The sequence below is a fragment of the Propioniciclava tarda genome (assembly GCF_900182665.1).
Taxonomy (GTDB): Bacteria; Actinomycetota; Actinomycetes; order Propionibacteriales; family Propionibacteriaceae; genus Propioniciclava; species Propioniciclava tarda.
In genome coordinates, this window is sequence record NZ_FXTL01000002.1 from 39,568 (window position 1) to 56,337 (window position 16,770).

Genomic DNA, 16,770 nt, shown 5'->3' on the forward strand with positions numbered 1-16,770 from the left:
AAAAGTGAGGCCTCCACGCCCAATGTGTGAGCGTGACGGACAGGTCGGCGCGGGGCGCGGTCGAGGGCGACGTTCTGCGCGCCCGGTTGGAGGCGCTGTTCGGCCCACCGGGACGCGAGCCAAAGGTCGTTGCATCTGGTGTCGATCGCGTCGAGGCCGTCGGGCCAGTCGAATCGCCTTCGCCGCCTGGACTGCCCGGCGACCAGCGGTCGGACGCCGTCGGCTCGGCGCTCCGGCGGCGGGCGATGGCCTTCGCCCGCGAGCACCTGGTGGTGGTCGCGATCATCGCTCTCGCGGGCTGCCTGTGGGCGGCCTACTCGATGACGCAGGCGCGGACAGTTCCGCTGGCAGTCACGAGCGCTGCTCCGACGGCCATGCCGTCAGCTGGGACGCCGTCGGCGGTGCCGCCGATCCAGGTTCACGTGGTGGGGGCGGTGGTGCACCCAGGGGTCGTCCGGCTGAGTCCGGGCTCCAGGGTCGAGGACGCCATCGCGGCGGCCGGCGGCTTGACCCCTGAAGCCCAGCCGGGTCAGCTGAATCTGGCGGCCGTCCTCATTGACGGCTCGCAGATCGTCATCGGAACGAAGGCCCAGCCGGCCGGTGAGGTGCGTTCGCCGCAGGGGTCGTCGGCTGCCGGCGGCACCGCCGGTAGTGGCGGGCTGGTGAACCTCAACACGGCCACGGTCGACCAGTTGGACACCCTGCCCGGGGTTGGTCCGGTCACGGCGCAGGCGATCCTCGCCTGGCGCGAGAAGCACGGAAAGTTCTCGCGCGTCCAGGAAATTCAAGAAGTGGACGGCATCGGACCCAAGACCTACGCCCAGTTGGCGCCTAAGGTCACGGTCTGATGCGCCGAACGGACGCCCGGCCGCTGGTGTTGGGCTGCTCGGCGTGGGCCGGCGCCTGGCTCGCGACGTCGGGCGAGCAGACCTGGTGGCTGGGTGGTGCGCTCGCCGCGGCCGTTGTCGGGCTGGTCGGCCTTCGCGTGCGGCGACGCTTGCTGGTGGCCTGCGCCGTGCTGGCGCTAGGGGCACTGCTCGGGGGAGTCGTCCGGGTGGTGGGGCTCGCGTCCGGCGAGGTCGCCTACCTGGCGCGGGAGGGCGCCGTGGTCGAGATCGAGGCGGTGCTCCAGGGTGGGCCGCGGGTGTTCCTGGCCTCTGGGACCCGGCCGCAATCCTGGATGAGCCGGGCCGTCGTCACCCGCCTCAGCGGACGCGACGGTGAATGGTTGGCCGGCACCCCAGTCGAACTCAGCGCGACCGGCGATGACGTGCAACAGTGGCGCCGCCTGGCGCCCGGGACGACCGTTCGGGTGGCGGTCCGGCTCGGCCAGGCCGGCCCGGAGGACGGTCTTGCCGCCCTCACCAGGGCACGCGGCAGGCCGGTTCTACTCGCCCCGCCCGGGGGAGTGGACGCCGCGGTCGAGGCCGTCCGCTCCGGGCTACGCCGGGCCAGTGACGGACTGGATCCCGACGCCCGCGCACTCGTTCCGGCGTTGGTGGTGGGCGACACCAGCCTGATGAGTCCGGACCTGACGGCCCGGTTCAAGACGACCGGCTTGACCCACTTGACCGCAGTGTCGGGCGCGAACCTGGTCTTACTGATGGTGTTCGTGCGGGCCGCCGTGGTCCGGCTCGGGGTCCGCGGCAGGCTCCTTACCGGCGTCCTGGCCGGAACGGTGCTGGGGTTCGTCACGCTCTGCCTCGCCGAGCCCAGCGTGGTCCGGGCCGCGGCCATGGGCATGGTCGGGCTCGCCGCCCTCGGCACGAGCACCCGCTCCCGCCAGGGGCTGCGCTACCTCGCGGTCGCCGTGTTGGCGCTCACGCTCTGGGACCCTTGGATCTCCCGCTCGCTCGGTTTCGCGCTCTCGGTCACGGCCTCCGCGGGACTGCTCTGGTGGGCTGGCCCCTGGACGGAGGCCATGGCGAAGTGGGCGCCGCGGTGGCTCGCCGAGGCCACGGCCGTTCCGCTCGCCGCGCAGCTGGCGACCCAGCCGATCATCACGGCGATTTCGGGTCAGGTGAGTGTGGTTGGGGTTCTCGCCAACGCACTGGCAGGACCGCTCGTCGGTCCCGCGACGGTGCTGGGATTCCTCGCCGCCGGAGTGTCGACGCTGTGGCTGCCATTGGCGTCGGTGCTGGCCTGGGCGGCCGGCTGGTGCGCCCTGGGGCTCTGCTGGATCGCCCGCCTCGGTGCCACCCTCCCGGGCGCCACCACCCCCTGGCCGGCAACGGGCTGGGCGGTCCTGCTGGTCACCGGCCTGTGCCTGGCCGCCGGCATCCTCGCTCCGCGGGCATTGGCGCAGCGCTGGATCGCTGCGGCCTGCGCGCTGGCGTTGGTCATCGCCCTCCTGCGCACGCCCAGCCCGCCCGGCTGGCCCCCGCCCGCGTGGTCGATCGTGTCGTGTGACGTCGGCCAAGGCGACGCCACCGTCATCGCGGCCGGACCAGGGGAGGCGATCGTCGTAGACGCCGGCCCCGACCCGGCCCTGCTCAGCCGCTGCCTGGCTCAGCTCGGCGTCGCCAGGGTCCCGCTCGTGGTGCTGACGCACCTGCACGCCGATCACGTGTCCGGCCTTCCTACGCTGGTTGGCCGCGGTGTGCATCAGGTCGTGACGTCCGGCGTCCGGACGCCGGCGTCCGGGCAGGCCCTCGTGCAGCAACTCGTCGGCGAAGGCGTCCGGCACGTGACGGCCCAGGCCGGCGATCGTTGGACCGTCGGCCGGGCGAGCGTCCAGGTCCTAGCCGCTGAGCCCGTGGGAAGCGACCTCCAACCCGCCGAGGGCGAGTCCTCAGTCGAGAACGACGCGTCCCTGCTGATCCTCGTCGCCGTGGACGGCATCACGGTTCTCTTGGCCGGCGACACGGAGGACACCGGCCAGGAGCGGCTCATGCGCCTAGCCGGTTCGCTCGACGTGGACGTCCTGCTGGTGCCTCATCACGGCAGCTCGCGCCAGTACCCGGATTTCCTCGCGGCCACCACCCCGCAGGTGGCCCTCATCAGCGTGGGAGCCAAGAACGACTACGGCCATCCCACGGCCAAGACGCTGAAGCTCGTTAACAGCTTGACGGGCAACGTGATCCGGACGGACCAACATGGCTCGATCGCGGTCGGCATCGACCAGGGGAGGCTGGTGCTGACGACGCAACGCTGACCCGGACGCGAAACTGTCCGCGGTGGCTGGCATGCTGGGGCCCGTGGAAGAGACGAGGCGATTCGGGCACGTGGTCCTGGTATCCGGCCCCGAAACGCTGCTCGCCGAGCGGGCCGTCAAGCGTCTGATCACGGACGCCGGCGCCGAGCGACCCGGCGCGTCGCTGTTCCGGTTGGCCGCCTCGACCCTGGACGCAGGAGCCCTCGCGGAAGCCACTGGTGGTTCGCTGTTCGCCTCCGATCAGATCGTCGTGATCGAGGGGCTCGATGATCTCCCGCAAGACCTGTTCGACGCGGTCGTCTCGCTGGCCACGTCGCGAGTCGAGGACCTGGCGCTCGTGCTGGTTCACCCCGGGGGAATGAAGGGCAAGGGTCTGCTCGATCGTCTCAAGAAGACACCCACTCAGGTCATCGACTGCCCCAGCCTGAAGGCCTGGGAGCTGCCCCAGTTCGCCATCTCCGAGGCCCGTCAGGCCGGCGGACGCCTCGACCAGGCGACGGCCGCCACCTTGGTCGAGGCCTTGGGTGCGGACGTTCGGGCCATCGTCGGAGCGGTGCGCCAACTCCTCGCTGACTCCGACGACGGGCACATCACCGAAGCCGTCGCCCGGCGCTACTTTGCCGGCCGGGCCGACGTCACGTCCTTCAGCGTCGCGGACGCCGTCATGGCCGGACGACGCGACGAAGCGCTAGGCCAACTCCGCTGGGCCCTCGAGAACGGTGTAGCCCCGGTGCTGGTGTGCAGCGCCATGGCTGCCGCCCTGCGCAGCCTGGGCCGCTACCTGGACGCCCGTGAGGGGCGCGTCCGGGACGCCGATCTGGCGCGCGTGGTCGGCGTCCCACCGTGGAAGATCAAGGACCTGAACCGACAATCCCGCGACTGGACGCCGCACGGCCTGGCCGCCTCGATCGGCACCGTGGCCCGCGTCGATGCGGAGATCAAGGGGGCGGCGTCCGACCCGGGGTTCTCGCTGGAACAGATGGTGATCGAGGTCGCCGGGCACCGTGGACGCCGGCCCGAGGCGTCCCACCACTGACGCAACGCTCGCGCGCCACAACACAACATCGCCCCGGGACCAAGAGGTCCCAGGGCGATGAAGACGTTGAGGTCAGACCGACGCGGCAGTCTGAGCGATGGCCGACTTGCGGTTCGCAGCCTGGTTCTTGTGGATGACGCCCTTGCTGACGGCGCGATCGAGCGCCTTGCACGCGACGCGGGCCAGCTCGGCGGCCTTCTCGGTATCCTCGGCCGCGACGGCCTCCCGGAACTTGCGCACGTGGGTGCGCAGGGCGGACTTGACGGCCTTGTTGCGCAGGCGCGCCTTCTCGTTGGTGAGAATCCGCTTCTTCTGGGACTTGATGTTTGCCACTCGAGAAACCTTCGGTTTGATGAACGGGATGCGCCCACGACGGACGCGATTGCCTACCTTAGCAGCGCGCCGGATGCGCCCCAAATCGGTTAGGGCAGGCTACGCGGACGTGAGAGGATATCTCGACTTTGTCCCCACTAGCGCGCCAGGACCCCGCATTGAGTTCCCCGAAGCCCGGGCACACGCCTCCTGAGATCATCAGGAACTTCTGCATCATCGCCCATATCGATCACGGCAAGTCGACGCTCGCTGACCGCATGCTGCAACTGACCGGGGTCGTCGACGAGCGGTCGATGCGAGCGCAGTACCTCGACCGGATGGACATCGAGCGCGAGCGGGGCATCACCATCAAGAGCCAGGCGGTCCGGCTGCCCTGGACGGTCGGCGACGAGAGCTTCGTCCTGAACATGATCGACACCCCGGGCCATGTCGACTTCACCTACGAGGTCTCGCGCAGCCTCGAGGCGTGCGAAGGGGCGATCCTCCTGGTCGATGCGGCGCAGGGCATCGAGGCCCAGACGCTGGCGAACCTCTATCTGGCCATGGGGGCCGACCTGCACGTCATCCCGGTGCTCAACAAGATCGACCTGCCCAGCGCTCAGCCCGACAAGTACGCGGCCGAGCTCGCGCACCTGGTCGGCTGCGATCCTGACGACGTGCACCGGGTCAGCGCCAAGACTGGCGCCGGGGTCCGGGAGCTGCTCGACACGATCGTGGCCCAGGTTCCGGCCCCCCAGGGCGACCCGAGGGCGGCCGCACGGGCCCTGATCTTCGACTCGGTCTACGACACCTATCGCGGGGTGGTGACGTACGTCCGCGTCATCGACGGCGCGCTGTCGCACCGCGAGAAGATCCTGATGATGTCGACCAAGGCCACCCACGAGGTGCTCGAGATCGGCGTGATCAGCCCCGAGCCGGTCGAGTCGCGTGCGCTGGGCGTCGGCGAGGTGGGCTACCTGATCACGGGCGTGAAGGACGTGCGCCAGTCGCGCGTCGGCGACACCGTAACGCTGGCGTACAAGGCGGCCACCCAGGCGTTGTCCGGCTATCGACACCCGCGTCCTATGGTCTACGCGGGCCTGTACCCGATCGACGGCGCAGACTTCCCGGAGCTTCGCGAGGCGCTCGAGAAGCTGCAGCTCAACGACGCGGCACTCACCTACGAGCCCGAGACCTCGGGCGCGTTGGGCTTCGGCTTCCGCGTCGGGTTCCTCGGCCTGCTGCACATGGAGATCGTCCGCGAGCGTCTGGAGCGCGAGTTCCGCCTCGACCTGATCTCGACGGCCCCGAACGTGGTCTATCGCGTCGTCATGGAGGACGGGTCCGAGCACACCGTCACCAACCCGAGCGAGTACCCCGACGGCAAGATCGCCGAGGTGTGGGAGCCGATCGTGAAGGCGACGATCCTGACGCCGACCGACTTCATCGGCACGGTGATGGAGCTGTGCCAGAGCCGCCGTGGCACCCAGACCGGCATGGACTACCTCTCCGAGGACCGGGTTGAGATCCGCTACACCCTGCCGCTCGCCGAGATCGTGTTCGACTTCTTCGACGCCCTGAAGTCGCGCACCAAGGGCTACGCGAGCCTCGACTACGACGAGGCGGGCGAGCAAACCGCAGACCTCGTGAAGGTCGACATCCTGCTGCACGGCGACACCGTGGACGCCTTCTCCAGCATCGTCCACAAGGACGCCTCGTACGCGTACGGCCTAGCCATGGCCAAGAAGCTCAAGGAGCTCATCCCGCGGCAGCAGTTCGAGGTGCCGATCCAGGCCGCCATCGGGGCCCGCGTCATCGCGCGCGAGACGGTACGCGCGCTCCGCAAGGACGTGCTCGCGAAGTGCTACGGCGGCGACATCACCCGCAAGCGCAAGCTGCTCGAGAAGCAGAAGGAGGGCAAGAAGCGCATGAAGATGGTCGGCCGCGTGGAGGTCCCCCAAGAGGCATTCGTGGCTGCCCTGTCGACCGGCGAGTCCCGCGAGACGAAGTAGAGGAGAGCACGTGACTCAGCCGTTGGGCTTCCCGCCGCCGCCCGCGCAGCCCGATCCGGTCGCGAGGCTGCAGGCCGAGGTCGCCAAGCTTCGGACGCTGGCGTTCGGCGGCCTCGCCGTCGGACTGGTCGCCACGGCGTTGGCGGGCTTCGCCCTCATGCGGACGCCGCAGGCTGCGGTCGTCCAGGCGGTGCCGGGGCAGTCCTCCCCGGCGCAGGCCGCGGCGACGGCGTCCGAACCGATCGGGAAGCCGGCGGACGCGGGAGCGGCGCCGTCCGGGACGATCATCCTGGGCACGCCGAATCAGGGGCACCCGGTCCTCGATATCTACGAGGACTTCCAGTGCCCGGCGTGCGCCCAGGTCGAGAAGACGTTCGGCCCGCAGGTCGACGCGCTGATCGCGTCCGGTCAGGTGGAGGTCCGCTATCACGCGATGTCGTTCCTGGACGGCATGCTGCGCAACGACTCGTCCGTGCGGGCGGCCAACGGGGGATTCTGCGCCAACGAGCAGGGCCGCTTCCCGGCGTGGCACGACACCCTCTTCGCGCCGGCGAACCGACCGCCGAAGGAGGGCGACGGCTGGACCGACGCCCAGCTCACGGCGTTCGCCCAGCAGTCCGGGCTGGACGTGACGGCCTGGAGCACGTGCCTCGCCTCGAAGAAGTACGCGGGAGCCGTGAGTGATGCGAACCAGCTGTCCATCGCGGCCGGGGTGAAGGCGACCCCGACCTACAAGCTGAACGGCACCTCCCTGAACCTCAACGCGGTCGCGGCAGCGGGCGGCCTGGTGAAGTTCGTCGAGGCGAACCGCTAGCGGCCCTGGCTGGACAGCCGGCGGCGCCGCTCAGAGGTGCTGTGCAGGAACCAGGCGGCGGCGACGCCTCCGACCGCACCACCCAGGTGTCCCAGCCAGGACACGCCCGGGCTGCCCGGCAGGACACCCCACAGGATGCCGCCGTAGACGGCGAACACCACGACGGCGAGAGCGATCTGTCGCCAGTTGCGGCTGAAGATGCCGCGCGTCAGCAGGTAGGTCAGCCAGCCGAAGATCAGGCCGGAGATCCCAACGGTGACCGTGTTGGGCGGCGACAGCAGCCACACTGCCAGGCCCGAGCTCGTGAGCGAGGCGAACGTGGACACGAGCCATCGCCACACCCCGGACAGCAGGATCACCAGGCCCAGGATGAAGAATGGCGCCGAGTTGCCCATCAGGTGCTGCCAGTCCAAGTGGACGAGAGGCGCGGTGTAGATCTGCGGCAGGTCCTCCAGCTGACGGGGCGAGATGCCCAGCCACAGCAGCGAGCCTCGCGTGACCTGCTCGACGGCCTCGACGATCCACAGCAGGGCGAGCCAGGCACTCATGATCACCACGGCTTCGCGGGGAGTGGCCACGGTGGCCGGGGCTGAAGTAGACGCGCGGGCTGTCATGTCGACCAGTGTGACCGATGCGGGCAAGGGTGCGATCCGCCGAGTGCCTACACTGACCCGATGGCACCCTCAGCGCTCCCGGACGGCGACCCGGCACCGCCGGACGGGATGCTTCCCGCCGAGGCGCTGGCGGACCTCGCCGCCGGTTTCAGCGCCTACGTCCACGTCCCGTTCTGCGCCTCGCGGTGCGGCTACTGCGACTTCAACACCTACACCGCGTCCGAGCTGGGCGACGCCGCAGGCTCGGTGTCGGCCTACCTGGACGCCGTCGCCCGCGAGGTCGACCTGGCCGGCGCGGTTCTGTCTGCCGGCGCCGTCGCGCCGGGCCCGCTGCAGACGGTCTTCTTCGGCGGGGGGACGCCGACGCTGCTGTCGGTGGACGCCCAGGTCGGCCTGCTGGGCCGACTTCGGGACGCCTTCGGTCTCGTCCCCGGAGCCGAGGTGACCACCGAGGCCAATCCTGACTCGGTGACGCCGGAGTCCTTGGCCGCGCTGCGCGCGGGCGGTGTCACCCGGATCTCGTTCGGCATGCAGTCGGTCGTTCCGCACGTCCTGGCGACCTTGGACCGGACCCACACGCCCGGACGCGCGCTGGCGGCGGTCGGCTGGGCTCGCGAGGCCGGATTCGAGTCGGTGTCGGTCGATCTGATCTACGGCTCGCCGGGGGAGACGGTGGACGACTGGCGCGCGACCATCGACGCCACACTGGCCGTCGGACCGGATCACGTCTCGGCCTACAGCCTGATCGTGGAGGAGGGCACCCCGCTGGCCCGCCGCATCGCGCGCGGCGAGTTGGCCGCCCCCGATGAGGACCTGCACGCCGACTTCTACCTGGTCGCCGACGAGGCGCTGTCGGAGGCCGGCTACGGCTGGTACGAGGTCTCGAACTGGGCGCGTCCGGGCCACGAGTGCCGCCACAACCTCGCCTACTGGACGGGGCGTCCCTGGTGGGGCTTTGGCCCGGGCGCCCACAGCCATGTGGGCGGCGTCCGGTGGTGGAACGTCAAGCATCCGCGCACCTACGCCCAGCGGCTGGCCGCCGGCGCCCCGGCGGCCGGACGCGAGACGCTCACGGCGTCCGAACGGCGCGTCGAGCGCGTGCTGCTGGAGCTGCGCCTCGCGACCGGCCTGCCGCTGGACGTCTTGACGGCGTCCGAGGCGGAGCGCGTTCCTGGACTCCTGGCCCGGGGTCTCGCCGAACAGTGGTCCGGACGCCTCCGGCTCACCCTGCGCGGTCGGCTGCTCGCCGACGCCGTCGTGCGCGATCTGCTGGACTGACGAGGCTGCTCCCTCATGGACGACGACTCCGAGGAGTTGAACCTGGCCTCCGCCGCGGCCCTGGCCGACTACGCGGACGCCGGCGGCTACGACCAGGAGGTGCTGTTCGACGCGTGCTGCATGGCCGCCCTGGACCTGCCGTGGGACAAGGCACGGTGGCGCGAGACCTCGACGCTGTCGGGAGGCGAGCAGAAGCGGCTGGCCCTGGAGGTCCTGCTGCGCGGGCACGACGAGGTGTTGCTCCTCGACGAGCCCGACAACTACCTCGACGTGCCCGCCAAACGCTGGCTGGAGGGGCAGCTGAGGGCTACTCGGAAGACGGTCCTTCTGGTGAGCCACGATCGTGAACTGCTCGCGAACGCGGCCACGGCGATCGCCGCGCTCGAGCTGGGCGGGGGCGGCAACACCCTCTGGGTGCACGGGGACGGTGATCGCCGTGACGCACGACCGCTGGTTCGCCCGCGGGTTCGATCGCTTCCTGGTGTTCGGCTCGGACGGCGGCGTCTACGAGGCGTCCGAACCGGTCTGGGACGAGGGGCGCGTGGCCCGCGCCCGGTGAGCCGCCTCGCGGGCGCGCCAGGGCGCTGGCTAGTCTCGCCCGAGTGGATCGCTACGCAGACGACGTGCTGGCCAAGGGCTGGCAACAGGCCAGGCGGCGACCGGCGGTGCCGACCCCGGTGACCCGCGACTTGGTGCTGGAAGACCCGACCTCGGGCTTCGTGGGAGCGGTGGTCGGCTGGGAGAACGGTCTGGTCGTGCTCGAGGACCGACGCGGCAAGCGGCGATCGTTCCCCTTCGGACCCAACTTCTGGCTGGACGGCTCACCCATCGACCTGAAGCCGCCGGCGCGGGTGGCGACCGCCCGCGACCGTGCGCAGGAGTACGCCCGCACGCACACGGCTTCCGGCTCGCGGGTTGGTCCGGTCGCCCCCGCCAAGGTCGCCCTCCCGTCCCGGATCTACGTCGAGGGGCGGCACGACGCCGAACTGGTCGAGAAGGTGTGGGGTGCCGACCTGCGGCACGTCGGCGTGGTGGTCGAGTACCTAGGGGGCATCGATGACCTTCCGGGGATCGTCCGGGAGTTCGCTCCCGGCCCGGGACGCCGCCTCGGCGTCCTCGTCGATCACCTCGTGCCCGGGTCGAAGGAGTCACGCATCGTGGCGTCCGTAACCGACGACCACGTGCTCGTCACGGGGCATGACTTCGTCGACATCTGGACGGCCGTCCGCCCTGGTCGACTGGGACTGGCCGCCTGGCCGCAGATCCCTCAAGGCACCGACTACAAGTCGGGCATCTGCGCGGCCCTGGGCTGGCCGCATGCCACGCAGGCCGACGTCGCCACGGCGTGGAAGCAGATCCTTCGACGCGTCGAATCGTGGCGCGACCTGGATCCCGGACTGCTCCGCTCGGTGGAGCGGCTGATCGACTTCGTCACCGAAGACCACCTCGAAACTGATTCCTGACAGCACTTCGGCCTGAACCAATCACAATCCCACGTCCGGATGGTTACGAGCGTGTGGGTCCGTCGCTATATTGGCCCGTATGGTCACTGACGCCCTCCTCGCGGCGGATGCAAAGCTCTACCCCCAGGAGCGGCACCACCGCATTCTCGAACTGGTCGCCACCCGCGGACGGGTCGAGGTCACGACGCTCGCCGAGGAGCTCGACGTCACCACCGAGACCATCCGTCGCGATCTCACCAAACTGGTCCGTCAGGGGCTGGTGCGGCGCGTGCACGGCGGGGCGATCCACGTCGAACGTCTCGGCTACGAGCCGACGCTGATGGTCCGCGGCGAGCGGTTCTCCGCCGAGAAGGAGCGCATCGGCAGGGCCGCGACCGCGCTTCTGCCCGACGGCGGCTCGGTCTTGATTGATTCGGGCACCACGGCCATGGCCCTGGCGCGCCTGCTGCCCCAAGACCGCGCCCTGACGGTGGTCACCAACTCGCTCCCCGCGGCCGGGCTGCTCTCCGCCTTGCCGAAGGTTGACTTCTACCTTCTCGGCGGACGCGTCCGGGCACGCACGGCGGCCGCCGTGGGTGGCTGGGCCAGCGCGGCCCTCCGGGATCTGGTGATCGACGTCGCCTTCATCGGCACCAACGGGCTCACCGTCGAGCACGGGCTCACCACCCCCAATCCCGACGAGTCGAAGACCAAGGAAGCGATGATCGCGGCGTCCCGTCGGGTCGTACTGCTCACCGATCACAGCAAGGTCGGCGCGGTCCAGTTCTGCAAGTTCGGCGACGTCGCCCAGCTCGACACGATCGTGACGGACACCGGCCTGGACGAGGAGACGGCCGAGAAGCTGTCCGCCCAAGGGCCCGATGTCGTCCGCGTCTGACACCGAACGCAAAGCGGGCCAGGGGAGTGTTCCCCTGGCCCGCTTCGGTGTTGAGGGTCAGTCCTCGGGCGTCAGCAGGTCGAGAACCTCGTCGACGCTCGTGGTCGTCGCGAGACGCTGAGCCTTGTCCTTGTCGGCGAGAACGCCGGCGAGAGCGGACAGGATGCCGACGTGCTCGTCGCTGTTCGAGGCGATGGGGATCGCCACATAGCAGGTCTTGCCGTTCCAGTCGATGCCCTGGGGGAACTGGAGGAAGGCGAGCTGCGTCTTCTTGATCGCGCCACGGGACTCGTTGGTGCCGTGGGGGATCGCGACGCCGTTGCCCATGAACGTGCTGACCTGCTGCTCACGAGCGAGCATGCCGTCGGTGTAACTCGGGTCCGAGGCGCCCAGAGCGACCAGCAGGCTGCCGGCCTGGCGGATGGCGTCGTCCTTGCTGACGGCGATCTGGCCGAGCTTGACGGCCTCGCGCGGCAGGAGGCCCGCGTCCAGCGACTTCTTCTTCGTGGGCGCAGCGGACGCCGCGGGCGCGGCCTCGACCGGAGCCGAATTCACGGCCTGGACCGTGGCCACGACGTCGTCGTAGACCGGGCTGCCCATGAAGTTGTCGACCGTGAACATCTTCGCCGAGGGCACGAGGGGAGCCGCGCGGGTCGCGAGGTCCTTGTGCGTGACGATGATGTCGTAGGAGTCGGTCAGGTTCGCGATCGCCTGGTTGACGACCTTGACGTCCTTGAAGCCCGCGTCGTGGATCTTCTTGCGCAGGATGGACGCGCCCATGGCCGAGCTGCCCATGCCGGCGTCGCACGCGAAGACGACGTTCTTCACCGGGTGGGTGAGGGTCGCGACGCCGCCGGTGAGGGCGGACGAGATCGAGGACTTCTTGCCCTTGAGGGCCTCCATGTCGGCCGTGGCCTTGCTGAGGTCACCCTCGGAGTCGTCCTTGCTGATGCGCAGCAGGAACGCGCCCACGACGAAGGCGACGGCGGCTGCGGCGATCCACGAGATCGTCACGCCGAGGATGCCCTGGGGCGTGCTGGAGGTGTAGACCGCGATGATCGAGCCGGGGGCCGCGGGAGCGCGGAGGCCGCCGTTGAACATGACGTTCATCAGGACACCGGTCATGCCGCCCGCGATGGTGGCGAGGATCATGATCGGCTTCATCAGCACGTACGGGAAGTAGATCTCGTGGATGCCGCCGATGAAGTGGATGATCGCGGCGCCGGACGCCGACGCCTTGGCCGTGCCCTTGCCGAAGAACATGTAGGCCAGCAGCAGACCCAGGCCGGGGCCGGGGTTGGCCTCGAGCAGGAACAGGATGGACTGTCCGGTCGCCTGCGACTCGGCGAGGCCGAGCGGGGTCAGGACGCCGTGGTTGATGGCGTTGTTGAGGAACAGCACCTTGGCCGGCTCGATGAAGATCGACGTCAGGGGCAGCAGGCCGCTCTTGACGAGGAAGCCCACGGCAGCGCCGGCAGCCGTGGCGACGGCGGTGACGATCGGGGACAGCGCGAAGAAGCCGAACACGGCGAGGATGAGCCCCCAGATGCCGGCGGAGAAGTTGTCGACGAGCATCTCGAAGCCGGGCTTGATCTTGCCGTCCCAGATGGAGTCGATCTTCTTCATCGACCAGCCGCCGAGCGGGCCCATGATCATGGCGCCCATGAACATCGGGATTGACGTGCCGGCGATGACGCCGAAGGTCGCGATCGCGCCGACCACGCCGCCGCGCATCGCGCGCTCGGTGTACGTCATGCGGCCGCCGGTGTAGCCGATCAGGACCGGCAGGAGGTAGGTGATCATCGGGCCGACGATGCCCGTGTACGCCACTTCCTTGCCGTCCACCAGGTGGCTGCCCCAACCGCCTAGGGCGGCGACCCAGCCATCGGTGGGCAGGTTTCCGCCGGCGAGCAGGTTCAGCCAGCCGACCTTGATGAAGAGGGAGGTGATGAGGCCCCAGGCGATGAAGGCGCCGATGTTGGGCATCACCATGTTGGAGAGGAACGTGCCGAACTTCTGCACGCGGGCGCGCGCGTTCAAGCCCGGAGCGGTGTCGCTCGCGCGGACACCAGTGGAGGCTGTTGTCATGTGCAGTGGCCGATCTTGACGTGAGGTGACTCTGGACGCTCGAACGAGCTTGGACCACAGAAAACAACACGTGACCACAGAAAGTCAATGGTCGCCACGGTGGAATCGGTCACAATCGCATGGAGTCCTTCAATTTCTGTCATGACGTGCCCGGGGGCGCCGCGGGTTTCCCAGGAGTGTGCTGCTGCCGACGCGGGGCATCCTGGACCACATGACCTTTCTGGTGCGCACCTTCGTCACCGCCGTGTCCGTCGCGGTGGCGGCCTTCCTGATCCAGGGCATCTCCGTCACGGGGAACTCCGTGACCGACAAACTCGTCACCCTGGTGGCAGTAGCCCTCGTCATCGGCGTGCTGAACACGCTCGTCAAGCCGATCCTTCAGGCGCTGACGGGCTGCCTGATCATGGTGACCTTCGGGCTGTTCCTGCTGGTCATCAACGCCGGCCTGCTGCTGCTGGCGTCCGTGATCGCCCAGTCCTTCGGCCTGGGCTTCTCCGTGGCCGGGTTCCTGCCCGCGCTCTTCGGCTCGATCATCATCAGCATCGTGAGCGGTGTGATGAACGGCATGCTCGGCACGAACCGAAGTTGACGCCTGCGGCGTCCGACGTCACATTCAAGCGCGAGGCTTCGACAAGCTCAGCCAACGGTGATGGGGGGCTCCACGAACGGCGATGGGGGTCCGCCGGTTGAGTGGGATCCGCCCGCTGGCTTCTCCGAGGGGACGCCGACGCGGCGGCCTGTCGTCGGTCGGCCTCCCCTCGATCGGGTCAGTGAATGACCTTGAGCGGACGCCCGATCTTGCCCTTGGCTTTGAGCTCGGCGTGCACGCGGGCGACGGCGCCCGCGAAGTGGTCGTCCGGGAACGGCCAATCGCCCTTGGCCACCACGTGGGCGAGCGAGGTCCCGCACTGGAAGAGGTACTCCAGTTGCAGGTAGATCCCCGCCAACTGCCCGCGCTGGTTGACGGCGAACACCCGGTCGACCGGGTCGCCATGGCCACCGACGATGACGCTGTCGGCTCGGAGGGTCCCTAGCACGCCGTCCAGCGCCAGCGGCCAGCCGGACAGGGTTGAGTCCGATCTCGCGTACGGCGCCGGGTTCTCGATGAGGTCGCCGGCGAAGACGACTCGGGCGTCCGGGACGAGGGCGACGGCGTCCCCGGGGGTATGGCCTGGGCCGAAATGCACGACCTCGACGTGGCGGTCGCCCAGATCGACCATGGCGGCGAGTTTGAAGGGGTGGGTTGCTGCCGCGAGATCGGTCCGTTTCAGTCCGAGGTGGGCGAGTTCCTCGTCGGACGCCTCGGCTTCGATGGTCGGCCACACGCTTGCGTGGGCGTACGTGGGCAGATCGGCGAAAGCCGCGAGGCCGAAGGCGTGGTCGTAGTGGGCGTGGGTGACGACGGCGGCAACGACCGGGACCCCGGCGACGCGCGCGGCGGCGTCCCTGATCTCGCGACCCTGCGCGGGAGTCGAGCCGGTGTCGATGACGACGCAGCCGTCGCGTCCGGCGACCAGGCCGATGTTGACCGACGCGGGCTCCGCCACCGCGCGCCACACCCGGTCGCCGACGAGCTCGAACGGACCCAGAGAGAACTCCATGAGCGCCAACCCTAGGCCCCCGCGCCAACGCTCCTAGCGACGTTCGAAGCCAGTAGCTCCGAAGGCGTCGATCGCCTGGACCGCCTTGTCGAGGAAGGTGTCCTCGCCGAGGGTGAAGATCTTGGTGAACATCGCCTCGGTGCCGCCGGACGTGATCGCCGAGACGTAGATCTGGCTGCCCCAGCCCACGGCGGTGATGTTCAGGCTGACCCGGCTCCGGGTCGAGGCCGCGAAGCGCTCGTAGACCCGGACCACCACGCGGGCGTCGCCCGCCATGACATCGGTCGAGTCCTCCACGCTCGCGGTCATGCTGCCGCTGAGGATCGCCCGATCGAGGTAAGGAACGAAGTCGTCGAGGCGTCCGAAAAACGACCTTTCGTACTTGGCCATGAGTGGCCTCCTTGGGGTTGGGTCACTCCATGGTGCCAGGTGGGTGTCGTGTCGAGCGCTGAAACCCGGTGCAGTACGCTGGCACTCTGAACCCGCGAGTGCCAGGAGGTGACTGATGGACGACCGCAAGCTCGAGATCTTGCGCGCGATCGTCACCGACTACGTGTCCTCGCGCGAGCCCGTGGGGTCACGCGCCCTGGTGGAGCGGCACCGGCTCGGTGTCTCGCCCGCGACGGTGCGCAACGACATGGCCGTGCTCGAGGAAGAGGGCTACATCGCCCAGCCGCACACCAGCGCCGGACGCATCCCGACCGACAAGGGCTATCGGCTCTTCGTCGACCGCCTCGGCCAGGTCAAGCCGCTGAGCCCGGCCGAGCAGCGCGCCATCTCGACGTTCATGGCAGGCGCCCTGGACCTCGACGATGTGGTGCGTCGCACGGTCCGGCTGCTCGCGCAGGTCACGCATCAGGTCGCGATCGTGCAATACCCGGTCCTCAACTCGGCCACCATCCGGCACGTGGAGGTCGTCGAACTGTCGTCCGATCGGGCGCTCGTCATCGTCGTCAACTCCTCCGGACGCATCGAGCAGCGTCCGATGGAACTCGCCGGGCTGACCTCGGACGCCGTCGCCCTGGTCCGCGCCCGCGTCAACGAGGCCGTCGTCGGACTGACCCCGGCACAGGCCGTCGATCGCCTGGGTGTCCTGCTCGAACAACTGCCGCCGGACGCCCAAGGTGCCGGAGGCGTCCTGGTGGCGACGCTGCTCGACCTGATGGCGACGGATCCGTCCACGCGGGTCGTGGTGGGTGGCGTGCCGAACCTGACCCGATTCGGGGACCAGTTCGAGACCACCGTGAAGCCCGTGCTTGAGGCCCTGGAGGAGCAGGTCGTGCTGCTGCGCCTGCTCGGCGAGGCGACGACGGCCTCCGATGTGACCGTCCGGATCGGGCACGAGAACCCGTACGAGCCGCTACAGGCGACGTCCGTCGTGGCGAGCGCCTACGGCTTCGACGAGGACGTGTGGGCCACGCTCGGAGTGGTCGGGCCCACGCGGATGGACTACCCCTCCACCATTGCTTCCGTGCGCGCCGTCGCGCGGTATGTCGGCCGGTTCCTGGCAGAAGGATGACG

15 protein-coding genes and 1 pseudogene are annotated in these 16,770 nt (G+C 69.4%); 11 read left to right on the forward strand and 5 right to left on the reverse strand.

All coding sequences use genetic code 11. The annotated features are described in order from the left end of the window. Positions 1-32 precede the first annotated feature (32 nt). Genes FN821_RS02140 through holA form a run of 3 tightly spaced genes read left to right on the forward strand, consistent with a single transcriptional unit; the run spans position 33 to position 4,190 of the window. The gene (locus FN821_RS02140) at positions 33-848 is read left to right on the forward strand and encodes a helix-hairpin-helix domain-containing protein (protein WP_241660054.1); all 816 of its coding nucleotides are present in this window, start codon (positions 33-35) and stop codon (positions 846-848) included. Next, positions 848-3,154, forward strand: coding sequence for a ComEC/Rec2 family competence protein (locus FN821_RS02145; protein ID WP_131170915.1), 2,307 nt, complete (start codon positions 848-850; stop codon positions 3,152-3,154). The genes FN821_RS02140 and FN821_RS02145 overlap by 1 nt, the downstream gene beginning before the upstream one ends. A 43-nt stretch (positions 3,155-3,197) precedes the next feature. After that, positions 3,198-4,190, forward strand: coding sequence for a DNA polymerase III subunit delta (gene holA, locus FN821_RS02150; protein WP_131170916.1), 993 nt, complete (start codon positions 3,198-3,200; stop codon positions 4,188-4,190). Between the two features lie 72 nt (positions 4,191-4,262). Here the strand turns inward: holA and rpsT are convergent, their stop codons facing one another. Next, entirely contained in the window at positions 4,263-4,523 is a 261-nt protein-coding gene (gene rpsT, locus FN821_RS02155) for a 30S ribosomal protein S20 (protein ID WP_131170917.1), read from the reverse strand. Positions 4,524-4,681: 158 nt separating this feature from the next. Between rpsT and lepA the strand changes: the two genes are divergently transcribed. Both lepA and FN821_RS02165 read left to right on the forward strand, forming a co-directional pair. Next, positions 4,682-6,514 carry a translation elongation factor 4 gene (lepA, locus tag FN821_RS02160; RefSeq protein WP_131170918.1) on the forward strand — a complete coding sequence of 611 codons (1,833 nt, stop codon included), beginning with the start codon at positions 4,682-4,684 and terminating at the stop codon, positions 6,512-6,514. A 10-nt stretch (positions 6,515-6,524) separates the two neighbouring features. Next, a complete protein-coding gene (locus FN821_RS02165; RefSeq protein WP_131170919.1) occupies positions 6,525-7,328 on the forward strand; it encodes a DsbA family protein in 804 nt (267 codons plus the stop codon). Here FN821_RS02165 and FN821_RS02170 read toward each other — a convergent pair. Then, entirely contained in the window at positions 7,325-7,942 is a 618-nt protein-coding gene (locus FN821_RS02170; RefSeq protein WP_180319728.1) for a rhomboid family intramembrane serine protease, read from the reverse strand. The two genes, FN821_RS02165 and FN821_RS02170, sit on opposite strands and share 4 nt — an antisense overlap. 60 nt (positions 7,943-8,002) lie before the next feature. On the opposite strand from FN821_RS02170, the gene hemW reads away from it, so the two are divergent. The 4 genes and pseudogenes from hemW to FN821_RS02190 all read left to right on the forward strand — a co-directional run bounded on the left by hemW (position 8,003) and on the right by FN821_RS02190 (position 11,560). Then, positions 8,003-9,220: a radical SAM family heme chaperone HemW gene (hemW, locus tag FN821_RS02175; RefSeq protein WP_131170920.1), complete on the forward strand. Its 1,218-nt coding sequence runs from the start codon at positions 8,003-8,005 to the stop codon at positions 9,218-9,220. A gap of 120 nt (positions 9,221-9,340) precedes the next feature. Continuing rightward, positions 9,341-9,649: pseudogene (locus FN821_RS15010) on the forward strand (ATP-binding cassette domain-containing protein); the annotation flags it as partial. Positions 9,650-9,822: 173 nt separating this feature from the next. Continuing rightward, positions 9,823-10,683 carry a DUF3097 domain-containing protein gene (locus FN821_RS02185; protein ID WP_131170922.1) on the forward strand — a complete coding sequence of 287 codons (861 nt, stop codon included), beginning with the start codon at positions 9,823-9,825 and terminating at the stop codon, positions 10,681-10,683. A 79-nt stretch (positions 10,684-10,762) separates the two neighbouring features. Continuing rightward, the gene (locus FN821_RS02190; RefSeq protein WP_131170923.1) at positions 10,763-11,560 is read left to right on the forward strand and encodes a DeoR/GlpR family DNA-binding transcription regulator; all 798 of its coding nucleotides are present in this window, start codon (positions 10,763-10,765) and stop codon (positions 11,558-11,560) included. A 57-nt stretch (positions 11,561-11,617) separates the two neighbouring features. Here the strand turns inward: FN821_RS02190 and FN821_RS02195 are convergent, their stop codons facing one another. Next, entirely contained in the window at positions 11,618-13,648 is a 2,031-nt protein-coding gene (locus FN821_RS02195) for a PTS mannitol transporter subunit IICBA (protein ID WP_131170924.1), read from the reverse strand. A 211-nt stretch (positions 13,649-13,859) separates the two neighbouring features. On the opposite strand from FN821_RS02195, the gene FN821_RS02200 reads away from it, so the two are divergent. Next, positions 13,860-14,237 carry a phage holin family protein gene (locus tag FN821_RS02200; RefSeq protein ID WP_131170925.1) on the forward strand — a complete coding sequence of 126 codons (378 nt, stop codon included), beginning with the start codon at positions 13,860-13,862 and terminating at the stop codon, positions 14,235-14,237. Positions 14,238-14,415: 178 nt separating this feature from the next. Here the strand turns inward: FN821_RS02200 and FN821_RS02205 are convergent, their stop codons facing one another. Together FN821_RS02205 and FN821_RS02210 are read right to left on the reverse strand one after the other, a co-directional pair. Further along, positions 14,416-15,249: an MBL fold metallo-hydrolase gene (locus FN821_RS02205; RefSeq protein WP_131170926.1), complete on the reverse strand. Its 834-nt coding sequence runs from the start codon at positions 15,247-15,249 to the stop codon at positions 14,416-14,418. Positions 15,250-15,282: 33 nt separating this feature from the next. After that, entirely contained in the window at positions 15,283-15,639 is a 357-nt protein-coding gene (locus FN821_RS02210) for a DUF6054 family protein (protein ID WP_131170927.1), read from the reverse strand. 112 nt (positions 15,640-15,751) lie between these two features. Between FN821_RS02210 and hrcA the strand changes: the two genes are divergently transcribed. Further along, a complete protein-coding gene (gene hrcA, locus FN821_RS02215) occupies positions 15,752-16,768 on the forward strand; it encodes a heat-inducible transcriptional repressor HrcA (protein WP_131170928.1) in 1,017 nt (338 codons plus the stop codon). Positions 16,769-16,770 lie beyond the last annotated feature (2 nt).